Annotated in this window: 20 protein-coding genes; 9 read left to right on the top strand and 11 right to left on the bottom strand. The window is 68.2% G+C overall.

The features are described from left to right. Positions 1 to 90: 90 nt before the first annotated feature. Positions 91 to 672 (top strand): superoxide dismutase, encoded by a 582-nt coding sequence (locus tag HGB51_RS14040; protein WP_070206942.1) that lies wholly within the window; start codon positions 91 to 93, stop codon positions 670 to 672. Here the strand turns inward: HGB51_RS14040 and HGB51_RS14035 are convergent, their stop codons facing one another. Then, entirely contained in the window at positions 673 to 1,821 is a 1,149-nt protein-coding gene (locus tag HGB51_RS14035) for a 5-(carboxyamino)imidazole ribonucleotide synthase (protein WP_070206941.1), read from the bottom strand. Beyond that, complete coding sequence (gene purE / locus HGB51_RS14030; protein WP_070206940.1) at positions 1,818 to 2,321, bottom strand: 5-(carboxyamino)imidazole ribonucleotide mutase; 504 nt, start codon at positions 2,319 to 2,321, stop codon at positions 1,818 to 1,820. Before purE ends, HGB51_RS14035 begins: the two co-directional genes overlap by 4 nt. A gap of 60 nt (positions 2,322 to 2,381) precedes the next feature. Here purE and HGB51_RS14025 point away from each other — a divergent pair, with 60 nt between their 5' ends. The 4 genes from HGB51_RS14025 to HGB51_RS14010 all read left to right on the top strand — a co-directional run bounded on the left by HGB51_RS14025 (position 2,382) and on the right by HGB51_RS14010 (position 5,142). Then, entirely contained in the window at positions 2,382 to 2,651 is a 270-nt protein-coding gene (locus tag HGB51_RS14025; RefSeq protein WP_070206939.1) for a Trm112 family protein, read from the top strand. Further along, the gene (gene nadC / locus HGB51_RS14020) at positions 2,648 to 3,505 is read left to right on the top strand and encodes a carboxylating nicotinate-nucleotide diphosphorylase (RefSeq protein WP_070206938.1); all 858 of its coding nucleotides are present in this window, start codon (positions 2,648 to 2,650) and stop codon (positions 3,503 to 3,505) included. The genes HGB51_RS14025 and nadC overlap by 4 nt, the downstream gene beginning before the upstream one ends. Positions 3,506 to 3,587: 82 nt before the next feature. Next, on the top strand, positions 3,588 to 4,724 hold the full coding sequence (locus HGB51_RS14015; protein WP_070206937.1) for a DUF2272 domain-containing protein: 1,137 nt from the start codon (positions 3,588 to 3,590) through the stop codon (positions 4,722 to 4,724). 61 nt (positions 4,725 to 4,785) lie between these two features. Continuing rightward, positions 4,786 to 5,142: a DUF3301 domain-containing protein gene (locus HGB51_RS14010; RefSeq protein WP_070206936.1), complete on the top strand. Its 357-nt coding sequence runs from the start codon at positions 4,786 to 4,788 to the stop codon at positions 5,140 to 5,142. Between the two features lie 35 nt (positions 5,143 to 5,177). Here the strand turns inward: HGB51_RS14010 and HGB51_RS14005 are convergent, their stop codons facing one another. The 6 genes from HGB51_RS14005 to HGB51_RS13980 form a co-directional block, all read right to left on the bottom strand. Further along, positions 5,178 to 5,618 carry a ClpXP protease specificity-enhancing factor gene (locus tag HGB51_RS14005; protein WP_070206935.1) on the bottom strand — a complete coding sequence of 147 codons (441 nt, stop codon included), beginning with the start codon at positions 5,616 to 5,618 and terminating at the stop codon, positions 5,178 to 5,180. Between the two features lie 36 nt (positions 5,619 to 5,654). Next, positions 5,655 to 6,290, bottom strand: a complete 636-nt coding sequence (locus HGB51_RS14000; protein WP_070206934.1) for a glutathione S-transferase N-terminal domain-containing protein — start codon at positions 6,288 to 6,290, stop codon at positions 5,655 to 5,657. 170 nt (positions 6,291 to 6,460) lie between these two features. After that, entirely contained in the window at positions 6,461 to 7,162 is a 702-nt protein-coding gene (locus tag HGB51_RS13995) for a cytochrome c1 (RefSeq protein ID WP_246233641.1), read from the bottom strand. Between the two features lie 37 nt (positions 7,163 to 7,199). Next, the gene (locus tag HGB51_RS13990; RefSeq protein ID WP_070206932.1) at positions 7,200 to 8,459 is read right to left on the bottom strand and encodes a cytochrome b; all 1,260 of its coding nucleotides are present in this window, start codon (positions 8,457 to 8,459) and stop codon (positions 7,200 to 7,202) included. Positions 8,460 to 8,461: 2 nt separating this feature from the next. After that, positions 8,462 to 9,082, bottom strand: coding sequence for a ubiquinol-cytochrome c reductase iron-sulfur subunit (gene petA, locus HGB51_RS13985; protein WP_070206931.1), 621 nt, complete (start codon positions 9,080 to 9,082; stop codon positions 8,462 to 8,464). A 143-nt stretch (positions 9,083 to 9,225) separates the two neighbouring features. Beyond that, positions 9,226 to 10,170, bottom strand: coding sequence for a lytic transglycosylase domain-containing protein (locus tag HGB51_RS13980; protein WP_070206930.1), 945 nt, complete (start codon positions 10,168 to 10,170; stop codon positions 9,226 to 9,228). Between the two features lie 169 nt (positions 10,171 to 10,339). Between HGB51_RS13980 and miaB the strand changes: the two genes are divergently transcribed. After that, positions 10,340 to 11,788, top strand: coding sequence for a tRNA (N6-isopentenyl adenosine(37)-C2)-methylthiotransferase MiaB (gene miaB, locus HGB51_RS13975; RefSeq protein WP_070206929.1), 1,449 nt, complete (start codon positions 10,340 to 10,342; stop codon positions 11,786 to 11,788). Between the two features lie 83 nt (positions 11,789 to 11,871). Here miaB and HGB51_RS13970 read toward each other — a convergent pair whose 3' ends face one another. The 3 genes from HGB51_RS13970 to HGB51_RS13960 are packed head-to-tail and all read right to left on the bottom strand — an operon-like array spanning position 11,872 to position 14,911. Then, positions 11,872 to 12,987, bottom strand: a complete 1,116-nt coding sequence (locus HGB51_RS13970; RefSeq protein WP_070206928.1) for an ABC transporter permease — start codon at positions 12,985 to 12,987, stop codon at positions 11,872 to 11,874. After that, on the bottom strand, positions 12,984 to 13,919 hold the full coding sequence (locus HGB51_RS13965) for an ABC transporter ATP-binding protein (RefSeq protein WP_070206959.1): 936 nt from the start codon (positions 13,917 to 13,919) through the stop codon (positions 12,984 to 12,986). Before HGB51_RS13965 ends, HGB51_RS13970 begins: the two co-directional genes overlap by 4 nt. Before the next feature lie 17 nt (positions 13,920 to 13,936). After that, positions 13,937 to 14,911 (bottom strand): HlyD family secretion protein, encoded by a 975-nt coding sequence (locus HGB51_RS13960; RefSeq protein WP_070206927.1) that lies wholly within the window; start codon positions 14,909 to 14,911, stop codon positions 13,937 to 13,939. Positions 14,912 to 15,374: 463 nt separating this feature from the next. Here HGB51_RS13960 and HGB51_RS13955 point away from each other — a divergent pair, with 463 nt between their 5' ends. From HGB51_RS13955 to HGB51_RS13945, 3 genes are all read left to right on the top strand, one after another. Continuing rightward, positions 15,375 to 16,355 carry a PhoH family protein gene (locus HGB51_RS13955; protein ID WP_070206926.1) on the top strand — a complete coding sequence of 327 codons (981 nt, stop codon included), beginning with the start codon at positions 15,375 to 15,377 and terminating at the stop codon, positions 16,353 to 16,355. 99 nt (positions 16,356 to 16,454) lie between these two features. Continuing rightward, complete coding sequence (gene ybeY / locus HGB51_RS13950) at positions 16,455 to 16,940, top strand: rRNA maturation RNase YbeY (RefSeq protein WP_070206925.1); 486 nt, start codon at positions 16,455 to 16,457, stop codon at positions 16,938 to 16,940. A 37-nt stretch (positions 16,941 to 16,977) separates the two neighbouring features. Beyond that, positions 16,978 to 17,604, top strand: coding sequence for a hypothetical protein (locus HGB51_RS13945; RefSeq protein ID WP_084738863.1), 627 nt, complete (start codon positions 16,978 to 16,980; stop codon positions 17,602 to 17,604). Positions 17,605 to 17,665 lie beyond the last annotated feature (61 nt).

The following is a 17,665-nucleotide window of genomic DNA, read 5'->3' as shown; positions in this document are numbered from 1 at the left end:
ACTCTCCCTGCGCAACGGGGCACCCCACCTCGGCGGTCGGATAGACTCCCTGTAACGATCATTGTAATCCTACTGGCCCTGCTGCGACCCATGCCCTTCGACCTGCCCCGCCTGCCCTACGACCGTACCGCCCTGCAGCCGCACCTGTCGGCCACCAGCCTGGACCTGCACCACGGACAGCACCATCGGGCCTACGTGGAAGCGGTCAACGCACGCATTGATGGCACCGAGCTGGCCGAGCTGTCGCTGGAGGAGATCGTGCGGCAGAGCCAGGGCAGCCTGTTCGACGCGGCGGCGCAGGCGTGGAACCACGCCTTCTACTGGCAGTGCCTGGGGCCGCGCGCCGGCGGCGATCCGCAGGGGCGGCTGGGCGAACTGGTGAGCCGCCACTTCGGCGATGCCAAGCGACTGCGCGAGGAGTTCGAGCGGGTCGCGCTGGGCCTGTTCGGCGCGGGCTGGGTGTGGCTGGTGCAGCACCCGTCCGGCGCGCTGGCGATCCAGGCCACGCGCAATGCCGGCACGCCGCTGACCGGACAGAGCACGCCGCTGCTGGCGTGCGATGTGTGGGAACACGCCTATTACATCGACTACCAGAACGACCGCGCGCGTTACCTCGAGGCGTTCTGGAAGCTGGTCAAGTGGGACTTCGTGGCCTCGCAGCTGCGCGAGTAATTACCCGCGCAGCGTTGCGACCGCTGGAGCGACCTGTTCGGCTCGCTGCAGCCGGGTGCCCACCGCTTCGATCTCCGCCGCCAGCTGCGCCGCGTCATCGCCGCGCAGGGTGGCGTGGCCGACCTTGCGGCCTTCGCGCGGCTGCTTGCCGTAGTCGTGCCAATGGCCGCTCGGCTGGGCCAGCACGGCGTCGGCATCGGGCATCTCGCCGATCCAGTTGAGCATGCAGGCATGGCCGAGCATGCGGGTGTCGCCCAGCGGCAGGCCGAGCACGGCGCGCAGATGGTTTTCGAACTGCGAGGTTTCGCTGCCTTCGATGGTCCAGTGGCCGGAGTTGTGCACGCGCGGCGCCATTTCGTTGGCCAGCAGTTCCTCGCCCCGGCAGAACAGTTCGAGGGCGAACACGCCCACGTAGTCCAGCTTCTCGGCCAGGGTGCGGGCGTAGCCGATGGCGGCGTCGTACTGCGCGGGTGACAGGTTGGCCGGCGCCACGCTGGCCGAGAGCACGCCGTTGACGTGCCAGTTGCCGGTCACCGGCCAGGCGCGGAACTCGCCGTCCAGCCCGCGCACGGCGACCACGCTGACCTCGCGCTCGAAGGCGACGAAGCCTTCCAGGATCAGGCCGGTGCGCTCCACCTGGCCACCGAGTTCGGCCCAGGCCGCGTCGATGTCGTCGGCGCTGCGCAGGCGGAACTGGCCCTTGCCGTCGTAGCCGAAGCGGCGGGTCTTGAGGATGCACGGCAGGCCGAACTCGCCGACCCTGGCGGCCAGCTCATCACGGCTGCGGATGTCGGCGAACGGCGGCAGCGGAATGCCCAGTCCTGCGAACAGGGTCTTTTCGCTCAGGCGATCCTGGGCGACGGCCAGGGCGTCCGGATTGGGATACACCGGCACGCGCTCGGCCAGGAACTGCGCGCTGCGCGCCGGCACGTTCTCGAAATCGAAGGTGACCACGTCCACGCGTTCGGCGAATGCCGCCAGCGCGGCGTCGTCCTCGAACGCGGCGACCTGCAGCGGCGCTACCTGGCCGCCGCACGCGTCGGCGGCCGGGTCGAACAGTTCAAAGCGCAGGCCCATTGGGGCGCCGGCCAGGACCATCATGCGGGCGAGCTGGCCGCCGCCGAGGATGCCAACGGTCTTCACGGTCATTGGCGCGGGTCGTCGTGGGCCATGACGTCTTCGGTCTGGCGGGCGCGGAAGGCGTCCAGCGCCTGGCCGATGGCGGCCTGTTCCGGCGCCAGCATGGCGGCGGCGAACAACGCGGCATTGGACGCCCCGGCATTGCCGATGGCGAAGGTGGCGACCGGGATGCCGGCCGGCATCTGCACGATCGACAGCAGCGAGTCCATGCCGTTCAGGGCCTTGGACTGCACCGGCACGCCCAGCACCGGCACGGCGGTCTTGGCCGCGATCATGCCCGGCAGGTGCGCGGCGCCGCCGGCACCGGCGATGATCGCGCGCAGGCCGCGCGGGCCGGCCTGTTCGGCGTAGGTGAACAGCACGTCCGGGGTCCGGTGCGCGGACACCACTTTGACTTCGTACGGAACACCGAGCGCGTCGAGCTTCTGCGCCGCATGCTGCATGGTCTCCCAGTCGGAGCGGGAACCCATGACGATGCCGACGAGCGGCGCGGATTGGTTGGGGGTCATTGGCCGTCACCTGCCTTAAAGACGTATTCTAGCCGCCTTCCACGCATTACGAAGAACCCCATGAACCGCAACGTCATCGACCGGCTGTGCTCGCCGCAGACCCGCCAGCCCCTGTCCCTCCTTGACGCCACGGGCCTTGAGGCCCTGAACAAGGCCATCGCGGCCGGTGCCGTGACCAAGGTCAGCGGCGACCCGCAGGGCGAAAAGCTGCGCGAGGCGTTGCTGACCCGCGACCGCAAGCAGGTGTTCCGCGTGGACGACGGCATTCCGGTGCTGCTGGCCGAAGAGGCCATCGACACCGCGCAGATCGCCGACTTCCCGGAAAAATGAGCCCGGCCCCGCTGACGCCTCCGGCCCCGGCTCAGGTCCAGGCCGACGTGGCCCGCGCCCTGGCCGAGGACATCGGCAGCGGCGACGTCACCGCCGCCCTGCTCCCGGACCGCCCGGACAGCGCCTACCTGCTGTGCAAGCAGGACGCGGTGATCGCCGGTCGGCCGTGGTTCGACGCGACCCACCAGGCGCTGGATCCGGACGTACGGATCGAGTGGCGGGTCGCCGAAGGCGATACGGTCTCCGCCGGCACGGTGCTGGCGATCCTGCACGGGCGCAACCGCAGCCTGGTCAGTGCCGAGCGCACCTCGCTGAATTTCCTGCAGACGCTGTCCGGCACCGCGACCACCACGGCCCGCTACGTGGCTGCCGTGGCCGGTACCGGCACGCGGATCCTGGATACGCGCAAGACCCTGCCGGGGCTGCGCGTGGCACAGAAGTACGCGGTGCGCTGTGGCGGTGGCGTCAACCATCGGCAGGGCCTGTTCGACACTGTGATGCTCAAGGAAAACCACATCCGCGCCGCCGGGTCGCTGACCGCTGCGGTGCAGGCCGCACGCGCGCAGTGGCCGCAGCTGCCGCTGGTGGTGGAGGTGGAAGACCTGGACCAGCTGCGGGAGGCGCTGGCAGTGGGCTGCGACCGGATCCTGATCGATGACTTCGACGCCGCCACGCGGCGCGAGGCGGTGCGCATCGCCGCCGGGCGGATTCCGCTGGAGGTGTCCGGCAGCGTGGACCTGGACGGGCTGCGCGCGATTGCCGAAGACGGGGTGGACTGCATCTCGATCGGGGGCTTGACCAAGCATGTGCAGGCGATCGATCTGTCGTTGAAACTGGGTGAGCCGCCGCGGTAGTCGGGTTGGCACGCATCGGATTTTCACGGTGCGGGCAAGTCGTGTTTGCGACGCTGTGCGGGCCCCCACCTGGAGAGCGCGTATGCGCCCCCTGCTCCTGCTTGCCTGCCTCTCGCCCGCAGCGCTGCTGCTGCCGGGCACCGCTGCCGCCGCCGAAGTCTGCGACATCCCACCGCGCTATGGACTGAGCCCGCTGGCCGTCAGCATCGTGCGCACCGCCTGCAACGAGCACCGCCTGTGGTACCGGCCCTTCATCGACGCCGAAGGACGCGCCGCCAACCTCGGCGTCAGCGAAGCCGAGCGGCTGTACCTCTCCGACGACAGCATGCCGGCCTGGCAGCGCGTGGTCGCCTACTGGCGCGACAGCGGCACCCTGGGCCCGATGGGCAGCCAGCCCGGCGCGACCAGCTGCATGCAGCCGTTCGGCACACGCTACAGCGACAGTGACTGCCGGGCCTTCCTGATCGACAACCCGTGGTCGGCGGCATTCATCTCCTGGGTGATGAGCCGTGCGGGCGTGCCGGGCTTTACCCGCTCGCCGCGCCACATCGACTACATCCGCGCGGCCTACCAGAACAGCGGCCCGTACCGGATGACCGACCCGGCGCAGGAGAAGCCCTCCCCCGGCGACCTGCTGTGCTACCTGCGCGACCGCGACGAAACGCTGAGCTACGCCGGGCTGGTGCAGCAGCTCAGCGGGGGCAAGGTGGCGAACTGGAAATCGCACTGCGAGGTGGTGATCGCGGCCAACATGGGCGGCGACCACACCCTGTACCTGATCGGCGGCAACGTCATGAACACGGTGGCGATGCGCAAGCTGCCCCTGGACCGCAACGGCCGCATCCAACTGCCGCCGGCCCGCTCCTACGATCCGTACGGCGTCGGCTGCACGCCGGGCCGCGAGGATGAGTGCAACTTCAACCGCCAGGACTGGGCGGCCCTGCTGAAGCTGGTGGCGACCTCGCCGATGGGATACACGCCCAGCTACCCGCCAGCGCCAACACCCGCGGCGGCGCCCGTACCCGCGTATGCGCCGACCACTCCCCCACCGCCTGCAACCGCCCAGCCGGGCGTACCGGCGACCCCGCCGCCGCAGAAGCTGACCTTCCCGCGCGTGGTTCCGCCGCGCCCCGTGCCGCCGCAGTCGCCGCAATCGCCTCCCCCGCCGCAGCAGCCGCAGCAGCCGCCCAACAAAGTGGACGAACCGCAGCCGGGTTGATCCGCGACCGGTTCGTCGCCATCTTGGAGGTTCCTGACCCCGATGCCGTGCCGAGCCGCCGATGCCCAGCTTGATCCTGTTGATGATTGGCGGTGCCTTCGCCTACGCGTTCTGGAATTCGTCGCGCGCCGCCGCCGAGCGCGCGATCGAACTGGGCCGCAATGCCTGCCGCGCCGCCGACGTGCAGTGGCTGGACCAGGCCGTGCATGCCAGCAGCATCCGCGTGTGCCGCAAGGAGAACGGCTGGCTGGGCTGGGAGCGCACCTACCGCTTCGAGTACTCGCACGACGGCATCGACCGCCACACCGGCCGCATGGTGCTGCGTGGCGACCAGCTGGTGGCGTTCGTGGGGCCGTCGGCGGCGCGCATCAGCGAGATCCGCCGCAGCGTGGATACCAGCGGCGCCGAAGACGTATAGGGAAACGAAATCGCCGCCCATGGGGCGGCGATTTTTTATTTCACTACCCGCAGGTGCGGACGGCCGCTGGGCTTGGGCGGGGTGTCGTCCGGGGTCGGGGTGTCGTCCGGCGGGAGCGTATCGTCCGGGCTCGGCTCGTGGCCGGGAATGTCGTCCGGCAGCGCCATGCCCTGCCCGGTCTCGCGGGCGTAGACCGCCAGCACGGCCGAGATCGGCACCTGCACCGGGTAGCTGGTGCCGGAAAAGCGCGCCGAGAAGCTCACGCTGTCGTTGTCGATATGCAGGCGCACCACAGCGCGTTCGGCGATGTTGAGCACCACCCGACCATCCTTCACCGCGCTCGGCGGCACCTGCACGCCGGGCATGCCGGCGTCGACCAGGATGTGCGGGGTCAGGTCGTTGTCGTTGATCCATTCCACCAGGGCCCGCAACAGGTACGGGCGGTGGCTGGTCATGCGGAAAGTGTCTTCAGTCATGCCGCAAGTGTACGCGTCCGCGCAGCGAAACGGTTCTCAGGCCGGCAGCTCGCGCAGCTTCTTTTCCTGGTCGGTGAGGCTGCGGATGAAGCCGGGATGGCGGAAGATGCGGTTGCCGTAGTCTTCGATCGACTTGCCGTCCTTCGGCAACGGCACGTCCAGCGACTGCAGGCGCCAGATGATCGGCGCCATGGCGCAATCGGCCAGGCTCATTTCCGGGTTGAGGAAGAACTTGCTGGCCTTGAACAGCGGCACCGCACTGGTCAGCAGTTCCTTCAGGCGCTTGCGACCGGCTTCGGCCTGGGTCTTGTTGCCCAGCTGGATCGCCTGCACCTGCGGCACCCAGTCGTGTTCGATGCGCAGCATCGCCAGGCGGATGCGCGCACGCGACAGCGGGTCTACCGGCATCAGCGGCGGGTGCGGATAGCGTTCGTCGAGGTACTCGCTGACCACCGAGGCCGCGTACAGCACCAGCTCGCGCTCGACCAGGGTCGGCACCGAGTGGTACGGGTTGAGGTCGATCAGGTCCTCGGGCGGGTTCTGCGGGTCGACCGGGACGAAATCATAGGTAACGCCCTTGGCAGCCAGCACCAGGCGCACGCGATGGCACAGCACGTCGTCGTTCGAGGAAAACAGCGTCAGGGTATTCCGCATGCGTACGCTCGCCGCCATCAAAGGCTCTCCAGCAGCCGATATCCGTCGACTGCATCGGCGCCGCCGGCCCATTGCCGACAGTCGTCACAGGTCCCGAGTGTGCAACTGCCCATCACAAAAGCCAATAGGCCGATAGACGTAGGCCGATCGATGCAGGCACATCGATCGACGCCGCCAATCACAGGACCTCAGTGCACGTCCTTCCAGTATTCCTTCTTCAACAGGTAGATCAGGAAGGTCAGCAATGCCAGGAACAGCACCACCCACACGCCCAGCTGCTGCCGCTTCAGCGCGGCCGGCTCGCCGGCGTACTCCAGGAAATTGGTGATGTCACGCACCGCCTGGTCATACTGCCCCGGGTCGAGGCTGCCGGGCTGGGCCAGAGTCAGTCCGGTCACCGGCGCATCGGCGCCCGGTGCTTCCGGCTTGCCTTTCACCGCATGCTGCAGGCCCTGCATTTCCCACAGCGGGTTGGGCATGGAGGCATTGGGGAACAAGGCATTGTTCCAGCCCAGCGGCCGGGTCGGGTCCAGGTAGAACGACTTGAGGTAGGTGTAGATCCAGTCGCTGCCGCGCACCCGCGAGATCAGGCTGAGATCCGGCGGCATCTTGCCGAACCACTTCTCGGCCTGGGCGTGCGGCATGGTCACCGGCACCGGTTCGCCGATCGGCACGCCGGTGAAGTTGAGGTTGTTCATGACCTCTTCTTCGCTCAGCCCCAGGTCGGCGGCCATGCGCGAGTAACGCAGGTACTTGAGCGCGTGGCAGCCGGAGCAGTAGTTCATGTACAGCTGCGCGCCGCGCTGCAGCGACGCGCGGTCGCCCAGGTCGTTGCCGGCCTGCAGGGTCTTGCCGCCTTCGGCGGCACCGGCCACGGTACTCGCCAGCATCAGGGCGGCCGCGCAGGCCAGCCGGACAATCCAGTGGTCAGTCATGCATGGTCACCCGGTCCGGTACCGGCTTGGTCCTGTCCAGCTTGGTCCATATCGGCATGGTGATGAAGAAGGCGAAGTAGAGGAAGGTCAGCACGCGTCCGACATAGGTTTCATGCGCGTCGGTGCCGGGGCCCGAGCCGATCACGCCCAGCCAGATGAAGCACACCGCGAACACGCCCAGCAGTGCCTTGGACAGCACCCCGCGGTAGCGGTACGACTTGACCCGTGCGCGGTCCAGCCACGGCACCAGGAACAAAATGGCGATGGCCGAGAACATCACGATCACGCCGCCCAGCTTGTTGGGCACCACGCGCAACATCGCGTAGTACGGCGTGTAGTACCAGACCGGCTTGATGTGCTCGGGGGTGACCAGGCGGTTGGCCTCGGTGAAGTTGTCGTGCTCCAGGAACAGCCCGCCAAAGCCGGGCGCGAAGAAGATGATGAAGGCCGCCAGTACCAGCAGGAACCCGGCGCCCACGCCGTCCTTGAGGGTGTAATACGGATGGAACGGGATGCCGTCGGTAGGCGCGGTCGGCGACCAGCGGTTGCCCTTCGGGCCCTTCTTGATCTCCACGCCGTCCGGGTTGTTGGAGCCCACTTCGTGCAGCGCGCCCAGGTGCAGCACGACCAGCAGCAGCAGCACCAGCGGCAGTGCGATCACGTGCAGTGCGAAGAAGCGGTTGAGCGTGGCGTCGCTGGGCAGGTAGTCGCCCATGATCCATTCGGTGAGTCCGTTGCCGATCACCGGGATCGCGCCGAAGAGCGAGATGATGACCTTCGCGCCCCAGAACGACATCTGCCCCCACGGCAGCACGTAGCCCATGAAGGCTTCGGCCATCAGCACCAGGTAGATCAGCATGCCCAGGATCCAGACCAGCTCGCGCGGCTTCTGGTAGCTGCCGTACATCAGGCCGCGGAACATGTGCAGGTAGACCACGATGAAGAACAGCGAGGCCCCGGTGGAGTGCATGTAGCGGATCAGCCAGCCCCACTCCACGTCGCGCATGATGTACTCGACCGACGCGAAGGCTTCCGCCGCGCTGGTCTTGTAATGCATGGTGAGGAAGATGCCGGTCACGATCTGGTTGACCAGGATCAGCAGCGCCAACGAACCGAAGTAGTACCAGAGATTGAAGTTCTTGGGCGCGTAGTACTCGCTGACATGCTTGCGGTACACCGGCATCAGGCCGGGCGCACGGGCGTTGACCCAGTCGAAGACGCCGGTGGCGGTACGGGAAAGGATGTTGGCCATGCTTACGCTGCCCCCTGCGGATCAACGCCGATGATGATGGTGCTGTCGTCCTGGTAATGGTGCGGCGGCACCAGCAGGTTGATCGGCGCCGGGACGCCCTGGAAGACGCGGCCGGACATGTCGAAGCGCGACTTGTGGCAGGGGCAGAAGTAGCCGCCCTTCCACTCGGGGTCGAACGGCTCGGGGCGGATCTCGGCGATCATTTCCGGCGAGCAGCCCAGGTGCGTGCACAGCCCGACCAGGACCGAGACCTCGGCCTTGATCGAACGGAATTCGGGGTTCTGCTTGAGCACGTAGGCCGGCTGCTGGTCAGCCACCTTGGACTCGGGGTCCCTCAGGCGACCATCCAGCCCGGGCAACGCCTCGAGGATGGCCTTGGAGCGTTTGACGATCCAGATCGGCTGGCCTCGCCACTCCATGACCAGTCGCTGGCCTTCCTGCAGCGCGCTGATGTCGGCAGTCACGGGCGCACCGGCCAGCTTGGCGCGGGCACTGGGATTCCAGGACTTGATGAACGGAACTGCTGCAAAACCGACGCCGACCGCTCCCACCACTGCAGTGGTTGCTGAAAGAAATCGTCGACGTCCAGTGTTTACTGGATCGTTTACCCCATCGTTGGCCATCCGGCACTCCGATATTGATTTAGGTAGCTTGAGGCTGCCAGCAGACCGGTGGGGGCCAGTCCACAATGAATCAGGAACGACTATAGCGGAAGCAAAGTCCTGCGCACAACGCATTCAGTCCGATGATCGACGGGATCCGGACATCATTGCGCCGTGCTGGTGGCACCGCGATAGCGCTCGGCCAACTGGGCCACGCGCTTCACGTAGTACTGGGTTTCGCTGTACGGCGGTACGCCACCATGGCGGTCGACCGCGCCTTCGCCGGCGTTGTAACCGGCGGCGGCCAGGGTCAGGTTGCCGTTGAAGCGCTTGAGCAGCCACGACAGGTACTGCACGCCGCCGCGGATGTTCTGCGCGGCATCGTACGAATCGGTGACGCCGAAACGACGCGCGGTGGGCGGCATCAGCTGCATCAGGCCCTGCGCGCCGGCACGGCTGAGCGCGGTCGGGTTGTAGGCCGATTCGGCATGGATGATGGCGCGCACGATCGCTTCTTCCACCCCGAACTCGCGCGCGGCGGCGGAGATCTCGGACTGGAAGGCGGTGGTGTTGAGGCGGACCGAGCCAAAGTTGACGCCCGGGTTGGCGCCGCAGGCATAGCAGCGCTCGATGTAGCTGTAGCGGATGGTGCGGACCTGGCCAAGGCTGGCCAGCTGCGCCGGCCGCTGGCTGGTGTAGTGGCGCACCCCGTCCTGCATGTAGGAATAGACCTGCCCGTTGACCACGCGCGGCGCCTTGCCACCGGACGGTGCGGCCGCCGGGGCCGGGGCCGAGGCCGCGGTGAGCACGGTGGCGGGCTGGGCCGGGGCCGAAGCGGGCGTGATGGCGCTGGTCGCCTTGCCGCCGTCGACCGCTGCGACGGCCACCGGGGCGGCGGGCGCGGGGGCCGGTGGCGGAACGTAGCGGCGCGGGGCGCTGCGGTCCGGCCGGTAACTGCTGACCACGCTGCAGCTGGCGCCGGAGACCCGCTTGCTGACGTAATTGGGGACGCCGTCGGCACCCACGCACTTGTACAGGGTGCCCGCACTGGCCGGCATAGCGGTCAGCGCAGCCAAGGCCAGCGCAGCGATCCCCAGAATCCCCTTCATGGCGCGGAGTGTCTCCGTTTCGCGGGCCCTTGCCAAGGGTTTGACGCGACATTCACATACCGCGTCACGTTCCGCGCCGGGGGGCTGGCCCCGGAGCCGGTACAATGCCCGCCCATTCCGCCGCCCTGCCCAGGGCCGCGCGCCCGCCCACCCGACTGGAATAAGCGCCATGAACGGGACGCCAGCTTCGACCCTGCCGACCTCGGCCGGCACCGCCGTGCCTGCCACCGATTCGCCCCGCCCCGACCTGCTGCCCCTGCCCGGCGCCCGCCCGCAGGTGGCCGGCCCGGTGCGCGGCAAGCTGTACATCAAGACCCACGGTTGCCAGATGAACGAGTACGACTCGACCAAGATGGCCGACGTGCTCGCCGCCGAAGAAGGCCTGGAGCTGACCGACGACCCGGCCGAGGCCGACGTGCTGCTGATGAACACCTGCTCGATCCGCGAGAAGGCGCAGGAGAAGGTGTTCAGCCAGCTCGGCTACTGGAAGGCACTGAAGAACAACGGTCGTGGCGTGATCATCGGGGTCGGTGGCTGCGTGGCCTCGCAGGAAGGCGAGGCGATCATCAAACGCGCCCCGCACGTGGACCTGGTGTTCGGCCCGCAGACCCTGCACCGCCTGCCGGAGCTGATCCGCCAGCGCCGCGAATCGGGGAAATCGCAGGTCGACATCAGCTTCCCGGAGATCGAGAAGTTCGACCGCCTGCCCGAACCGCGCGCCGAGGGCGGCTCGGCCTTCGTCTCGATCATGGAAGGCTGCTCCAAGTACTGCTCGTTCTGCGTGGTGCCCTATACCCGCGGCACCGAAGTCAGCCGCCCGTTCGAGGACGTGGTGGTGGAAGTGGCGCAATTGGCGGCGCAGGGCGTGCGCGAGATCAACCTGCTCGGCCAGAACGTCAATGCCTATCGTGGCCCGTATGGCGACGGCGAATTCGCCGACCTGGGGCTGCTGATCCGCACCATCGCCGAAATCGACGGGGTGGACCGGATCCGCTTCACCACCTCGCACCCGCTGGAGTTCAGCGACTCGCTGGTGGACGCTTACCGCGACGTGCCGCAGCTGGCCAACTTCCTGCACCTGCCGGTGCAGGCTGGCAGCGACCGCGTGCTGTCGGCGATGAAGCGCGGCTACACCGCGCTGGAGTTCAAGGCCAAGATCCGCAAGCTGCGTGCAGTGCGCCCGGAGATTTCGATCAGTTCGGACTTCATCGTCGGCTTCCCCGGTGAAACCGAGGCGGATTTCGAGAAGACCATGAAGCTGATCGAAGACGTGGGCTTCGACCAGAGCTTCTCCTTCATCTATTCGCGTCGCCCCGGCACCCCGGCGGCAGACCTGGAAGACACGATCACCGACGCCGAGAAGCATGCACGCCTGTCGCGCCTGCAGGCGCGCATCAACGAGCAGGCCGCGGCCATTTCGCAGGCGATGGTCGGCACGGTGCAGACGGTGCTGGTGGAGGGCCCGTCGCGCCGCAACGCGGACGAGCTGACCGGCAAGACCGAGAACATGCGCTCGGTGAATTTCCCGGGCCAGGCGCGTCTGGTCGGGCAATTGGTGGACGTGGAGATCACCGAGGCGTACAGCAATTCATTGCGCGGGCGGTTGGTGGTCGCGTGATCGGACGGTGCAGCCACGCAGGGCGTGGCTCTACCATCGGCCGAAACCGGTAGAGCCACGCCCTGCGTGGCTGCGGTGCCTGATCAATCCAATCGCTTGCGGAACCGCAGAATCGCCAGCGTCATCATCACCACGATGAAGGCCAGCAGCGCCAGCACTTCCGGCCACAGCTCCCACCAGCGCGCGCCGCGCAGCATGATGCCGCGCACCAGGCGCAGGAAATGGGTGAGCGGCAGGATCTCCGCCACCCACTGCACGATGCGCGGCATGCCGGCGAACGGGAACATGAAGCCGGACAGCAGGATCGACGGCAGGAACACGAACATCGTCATCTGCATGGCCTGGAACTGCGACTGCGCCTTGGTCGAGATCAGCAGGCCGAGCGACAGGTTGGCCGCGATCAACAGCACCGCCGCCAGGTAGACGTCGAGCACGCTGCCGCGCACCGGCACCTGGAACAGCCACATGCCCAGCAGCAGCACCAGCGTGGTCTGGATCAGCCCGATCGCCGCGTACGGCAGCACCTTGCCCACCATCAGCTCGCTGCTGCTCAGCGGCGTGGCGATCAGCAGTTCCATGTTGCCGCGCTCGCGCTCGCGCACGATCGCCACCGCGGTGAACATCACCATGGTCATGGTCAGGATGATCCCGATCAGCCCCGGCACGATATTGACCGCCGAACGCCGCTCCGGGTTGTAGAACGCCACCACGCTGATCTGCCCCGCAGACCCGGACGCCCCGGCACGCAGCGGCCGGTCATTGCGCAGCGGCTGGGTGTCCAGCGGCACCTGCGCCAGCTGCACCGCCGCGCTCTGCACCACGGTGTCGCTGCCGTCCACCAGCACCTGCACCGCTTCGCGGCCGTCGAAACGACGGCGTTCGAAATCCGGCGGAATCACGATGCCCAGGCTGACCTGCCCGCGCCGCAGCGCGGTCATCAGCTGTTCGGGCGTGTCCACGTGCAGGGTCGGCGTGATCACGCCGGTGGCGACCATGTCCATCAGCAGCGCGCGCGAGGCCGAGGTGCCGGCCTGGTCGGCAATGCCGGTATCCAGGTTGCGCAGGTTGAGGTTGATCGCGTACCCGAACAGCACCAGCTGCATCACCGGAATGCCGACGATCATGGCCAGGGTGATGCGGTCGCGGCGCATCTGTCGCAGCTCCTTGAGCACGATCGCCCACAGCCGGCGCAGGTTCATCGCGCGGCCCCGGCGTCGGCCTGTGCTTCTCGGCCGCGCGTGGCCGACACGAACACGTCTTCCAGGTTCGGCTCGCTGCGCACCACCTCCGCGCCCTGCCCGTCTTCGCGCAGCGCCTGCTGCAGGCGCGGCTGCGCGTCATCGCCGCTGTCGAGCAGCACGCGCAGGGTGTTGCCGATCTGGGCCACGCTGAGCACGCCCGGCAGGCCGGCCAGTGCACGCTGCGCCTGCCGCGGCTGCGCGGCATGCACTTCCAGGGTGCGCCCCTGCAGTGCCGCGGTCAGTTCGGCCGGGCTGCCGTCGGCGACCAGCACGCCACGGTCGAGGATGGCCAGCCGATGGCAGCGTTCGGCTTCGTCCATGTAATGCGTGGAGACCAGCAGCGTGGTGCCGGCGTCGGCCAGGTCGAAGAGTTTTTCCCAGAAATCGCGCCGCGACTCCGGGTCGACCGCGCTGGTCGGTTCGTCCAGAAACAGCAGCTCCGGCTCGTGGATGACCGCCCCGGCCAGGGCCAGCCGCTGCTTCTGGCCGCCGCTCATGGTACTGGCCAGCTGCTTCTGGCGGTCTTCGAACCGGTATTGCTGCAGCAGCGTGTCGATCCGCTGCGCGGCCTTGGCGCGCGGGATGTCCTGCACCGCCGCCAGGAACTCCAGGTTCTCGCGCACGGTGAGGTCTTCGAACAGCGAGAAGCGCTGGGTCATGTAGCCGATGCGACGGCGCAGCGCTTCGGCCTGTTCGGGAATGCGCAGGCCCAGCACTTCGATCTCGCCTTCGGTCGGCGTGAGCAGGCCGCACAGCATGCGGATGGTGGTCGACTTGCCCGAGCCGTTCGGGCCGAGGAATCCGTAGACGTTGGCGCGCGGCACGCTGAGGTCGACATGGTCCACCGCGGCGAGGGCGCCGAAGCGCTTGGTCAGCCCACGCGCCCGGATCGCCAGCGGCGCGGCGTTCAAAATTCGACCCGTACCGGCGCGCCGGCCGGCAGGTCGGCCAGCGCTGCCTTGTCGTCGGCGGGGTCCAGTTCGATCTCGGCCAGCCAGCTCAGCCGCGCGACGTCTTCGCCACTGAGCGCGTAATAAGGCGTAAAGGTCGGATCGCTGCGGATGCTGCGCACGCGACCCGGCAGTGCGCCGTCGCGGCCCTGCAGGTGCACCTGCGCGGCTTGCCCGACCCGGACCTTCAGCCGCAATGGTTCGGGCAGGTAGACCCGTGCATACGGGCGTTCTCCGACCAGCAGGACCACCAGCGGCGCGCCGACCGGCGCCTGGTCGCCCAGCTTGTAGGGCAGCGCGTCGACCCGGCCGGCGCGCGGCGCCACCAGGTCGAGCTTGCGCAGGGTCACCGCCTGCGCGGCCGCCTGCGCCTGCGCGGCCTGCAACGCGGCTTCGCCCTGCGCGACCTGCTCGATACGGGTGCCGTGCTCCAACGCCAGCAGCGCCTGCTCGGCCGCACGCACTGCGCCCTCCGCGCTGCCGGCCGCGGCGCGGGCACGGTCCACGTCGGACGCGGCGATCAGCTGCTGGCGGCCCAGCGGCTGCAGGCGCCGGTAGTACGCCGAGGCGTCCACCGCCTCGGCGCGGGCGGAGGCGAGCGTGGCGCGGGCCTGGTCGATGTCTTCGCGGCGGGGGCCATCGCGCAGTTCCCGGAGCGCCTGCCCGGCCTGGCTGGCCTGCGCCTCCAGTGCCTGCAGCTGCGCGGCGGTTCGGATCGGCTCCAGCTGCAGCAGCGCGGCGCCGGCTGCCACCTGCTGGCCTTCGCGCACGCCGATGCCGACGATGGTTTCGGCGGCCGGTGCGGGGACGGTGATGCGGTCCCATTCAAGGGTGCCGAGTGCGGCGGGCGGGGTGGGTTTGCAGCCGGCCAGCGCGCACCCGGCGACCGCCAGCAGGAGTCCACGCAGGGGCAGGTAGCGGACTGCAGGCATCGGCGGATCCCGGGCGCGGTCAGGGCGGTGGCGGAAGTCGTCACCTTGCGCATGCGCACGTGAAGGACGGGTCATGTCGATCACTGCAGCGTGGACGGTGGTCACTAAATGATCACGCTTTCGTAACCCTTGCGGTTGTTGGGGCGTGCGGGGTTATCCACATGTTTCTTCAGCAACGGCCCACAAGCGGTGTGGAAAACCGGGGCGGTTGTGTCCATTTTTTGACCATGGGGTTGGGAGCGTTGCAGCAGTAAGGTCGCGGGGAGCTATCCACAGGTTGCTGAGGTGCTGTTGCACAGTGGGTGTGGAGAAGTCGATTGGGGATGGACCGCCTGGGACACGCGTGGCGTGTCGCTACCGGTTGGGGCGTTCGGCGTGTAGCGACCCTCACCCGGGGCGCGCTACCCTGTCTGTCCCCTTTCATTACGCGGCACGGTCGTTGCGACTGCGGCCGCCGGACGCAATGACCGCACTGGCACACCGCGATTTCACCCTGGCCCCTGAAGACAACGAACGCCTGGCCAACCTGGCCGGCCCGTTCGACGAACACCTGCGCCAGATCGAACTGAAGCTGGGCGTGGAGATCGCCAACCGCGGCCACGTGTTCCGGGTGACCGGTCCCAAGGCCGTCGCCGAAGAGGCGCAGGCGCTGATTGAAGCGCTGTACGTGGAGGCGGCCGACACCCCCTTCGACAGCCACGCCATCCACCTGCGGCTCAACCAGGCCAATGTCGAACAGCTGGTCGATCGCAGCTACGAAGCGCAGGACGTGGCGATCAAGGTCAAGCGCGGCACGGTGCGCGGGCGTGGCGCCAACCAGGCCCGCTACCTGCACCAGATCGCCACCCATGACATCAACTTCGGCATCGGCCCGGCCGGCACCGGCAAGACCTTCCTGGCGGTGGCCAGCGCGGTCGACGCGCTCAACGAATCGCGCGTGCAGCGCCTGATCCTGGTGCGCCCGGCGGTGGAGGCCGGCGAGAAGCTGGGCTTCCTGCCCGGCGACCTGAGCCAGAAGGTCGACCCCTACCTGCGCCCGCTGTACGACGCGCTGTATGAAATGCTGGGCGTGGAGAAAGTCGTCAAGCTGCTGGAGAAGAACGTCATCGAGATCGCGCCGCTGGCCTACATGCGCGGGCGTACCCTCAACGACGCGTACGTGATCCTGGACGAAGCGCAGAACACTACCGTGGAACAGATGAAGATGTTCCTGACCCGGCTGGGCTTCGGCTCCACTGCGGTGGTAACCGGCGACCTGACCCAGACCGACCTGCCCAAGCACGTGAAGTCCGGCCTGCGCGACGCGGTCGAGGTGCTGCGCGACGTCGACGGGGTGAGCTTCACGTTCTTCGAAGCGCGCGACGTGGTACGCCACCCGCTGGTGGCGCGGATCGTGGGCGCGTATGACCGGCGCGATCTGCAGCAGGTCAAGCCGGACGCGTGAAGCTTCCGGCGGCGCAGCCACGCAGGGCGTGGCTCTACCGCGGGTGGGCGCGTGCGCGTAATAATGGGCGTCTTCTGTCGTGAAACACCGGAATCTGCCATGACCAAGGGCCCCGTCCGCCTCGATGTTGCCGTCAGCTATGCCCTGCCCCGGGCCGGGCTGCCGTCGGCGGTGAGCTTCCGCAAGTGGGTGGCCGCCGCGCTGAAGGGCCGCATCCGCGAAGCCGACCTGGCGATCCGGGTGGTGGACGCGAAGGAAGGCCAGTCGCTGAACCGGCATTACCGGGGCAAGGATTACGCCACCAACGTGTTGAGCTTCCCGGCCGAACTGCCCGAAGGCCTGCCCAAGGGGGTCAAGTTCCCGCTGCTGGGCGACCTGGTGATCTGCGCCCCGGTGGTGGCCACCGAGGCGGTCGAACAGGGCAAGGCGCTAAACGCGCACTACGCGCACCTGACCGTACACGGTGCGCTGCACCTGCTCGGCTGGGACCATGAGGACGACAAGGAAGCCGAGGCGATGGAGCAGCTGGAACGCGAGATCCTGGCCGACCTCGGCATCGCCGACCCCTATGCCGGCGAGCGCTGAGACCATGACGCTGCTGCGCACCGCCTGCCTGGGCCCGATGATCCTGGCCGCCGTACTGGCCTCCTCCCCGGTAAAGGCAGCTCCGCAGGCGCCCGCCCCCGAGGCCTCCGCCACCTCAACGCCACGCCTGGACCTCGCCGCCCTCATCGAGTGCCGCCAGCGCGTGGCCGACTATGACGCCGTGGCCGGTGTAGTGGCCGACCCGCTCAAGGCGGTGGCCAACGGCATGGCACCGCTGCCGCAGACCAACCAGTTCATGAGCGAGTTCCGCCTGGCCACGCCGCTCACGGTGTTCGACCAGCGCACCGAGCTGGTTACCGTGTCCGGCGCCAGCATCATGGCGATCCTGGACGTGGCCGACCCGCGCCCGCTGGCCAAGGCCTTGAAGCTGGAAGACGGGGTCGACAACCCGGACAAGTTCATGGCCGGCCGCGAGGTGGTGAGCCGCGATGTGACCGACCCGCGCACCGGCGAGCCGATGATCGAGTCGATCATCCTGAGCCTGTCCACGGTTAAGTCCCACCCCGGCAAGACCCTGGCCGGCTGCACCTACAGCCTGGACCTGCCGGCCGAGGACGAGGAGGCGCCCGCCCCTACTGACACCCCGGCCGCCCCTGCCGGCACCCTGCCCCCGTCCGTGAACACCCCGGTGGACCAGCGCTGACAGCGGCCCGCATCCTGCTATATTGGCCCCAACGCCCGGCTCGCCGGGTGCCTTTTTTGCA

The organism is Stenotrophomonas bentonitica (genome assembly GCF_013185915.1).
GTDB lineage: Bacteria > Pseudomonadota > Gammaproteobacteria > Xanthomonadales > Xanthomonadaceae > Stenotrophomonas > Stenotrophomonas bentonitica.
This window is presented reverse-complemented; position numbering and strand designations above follow the sequence as displayed.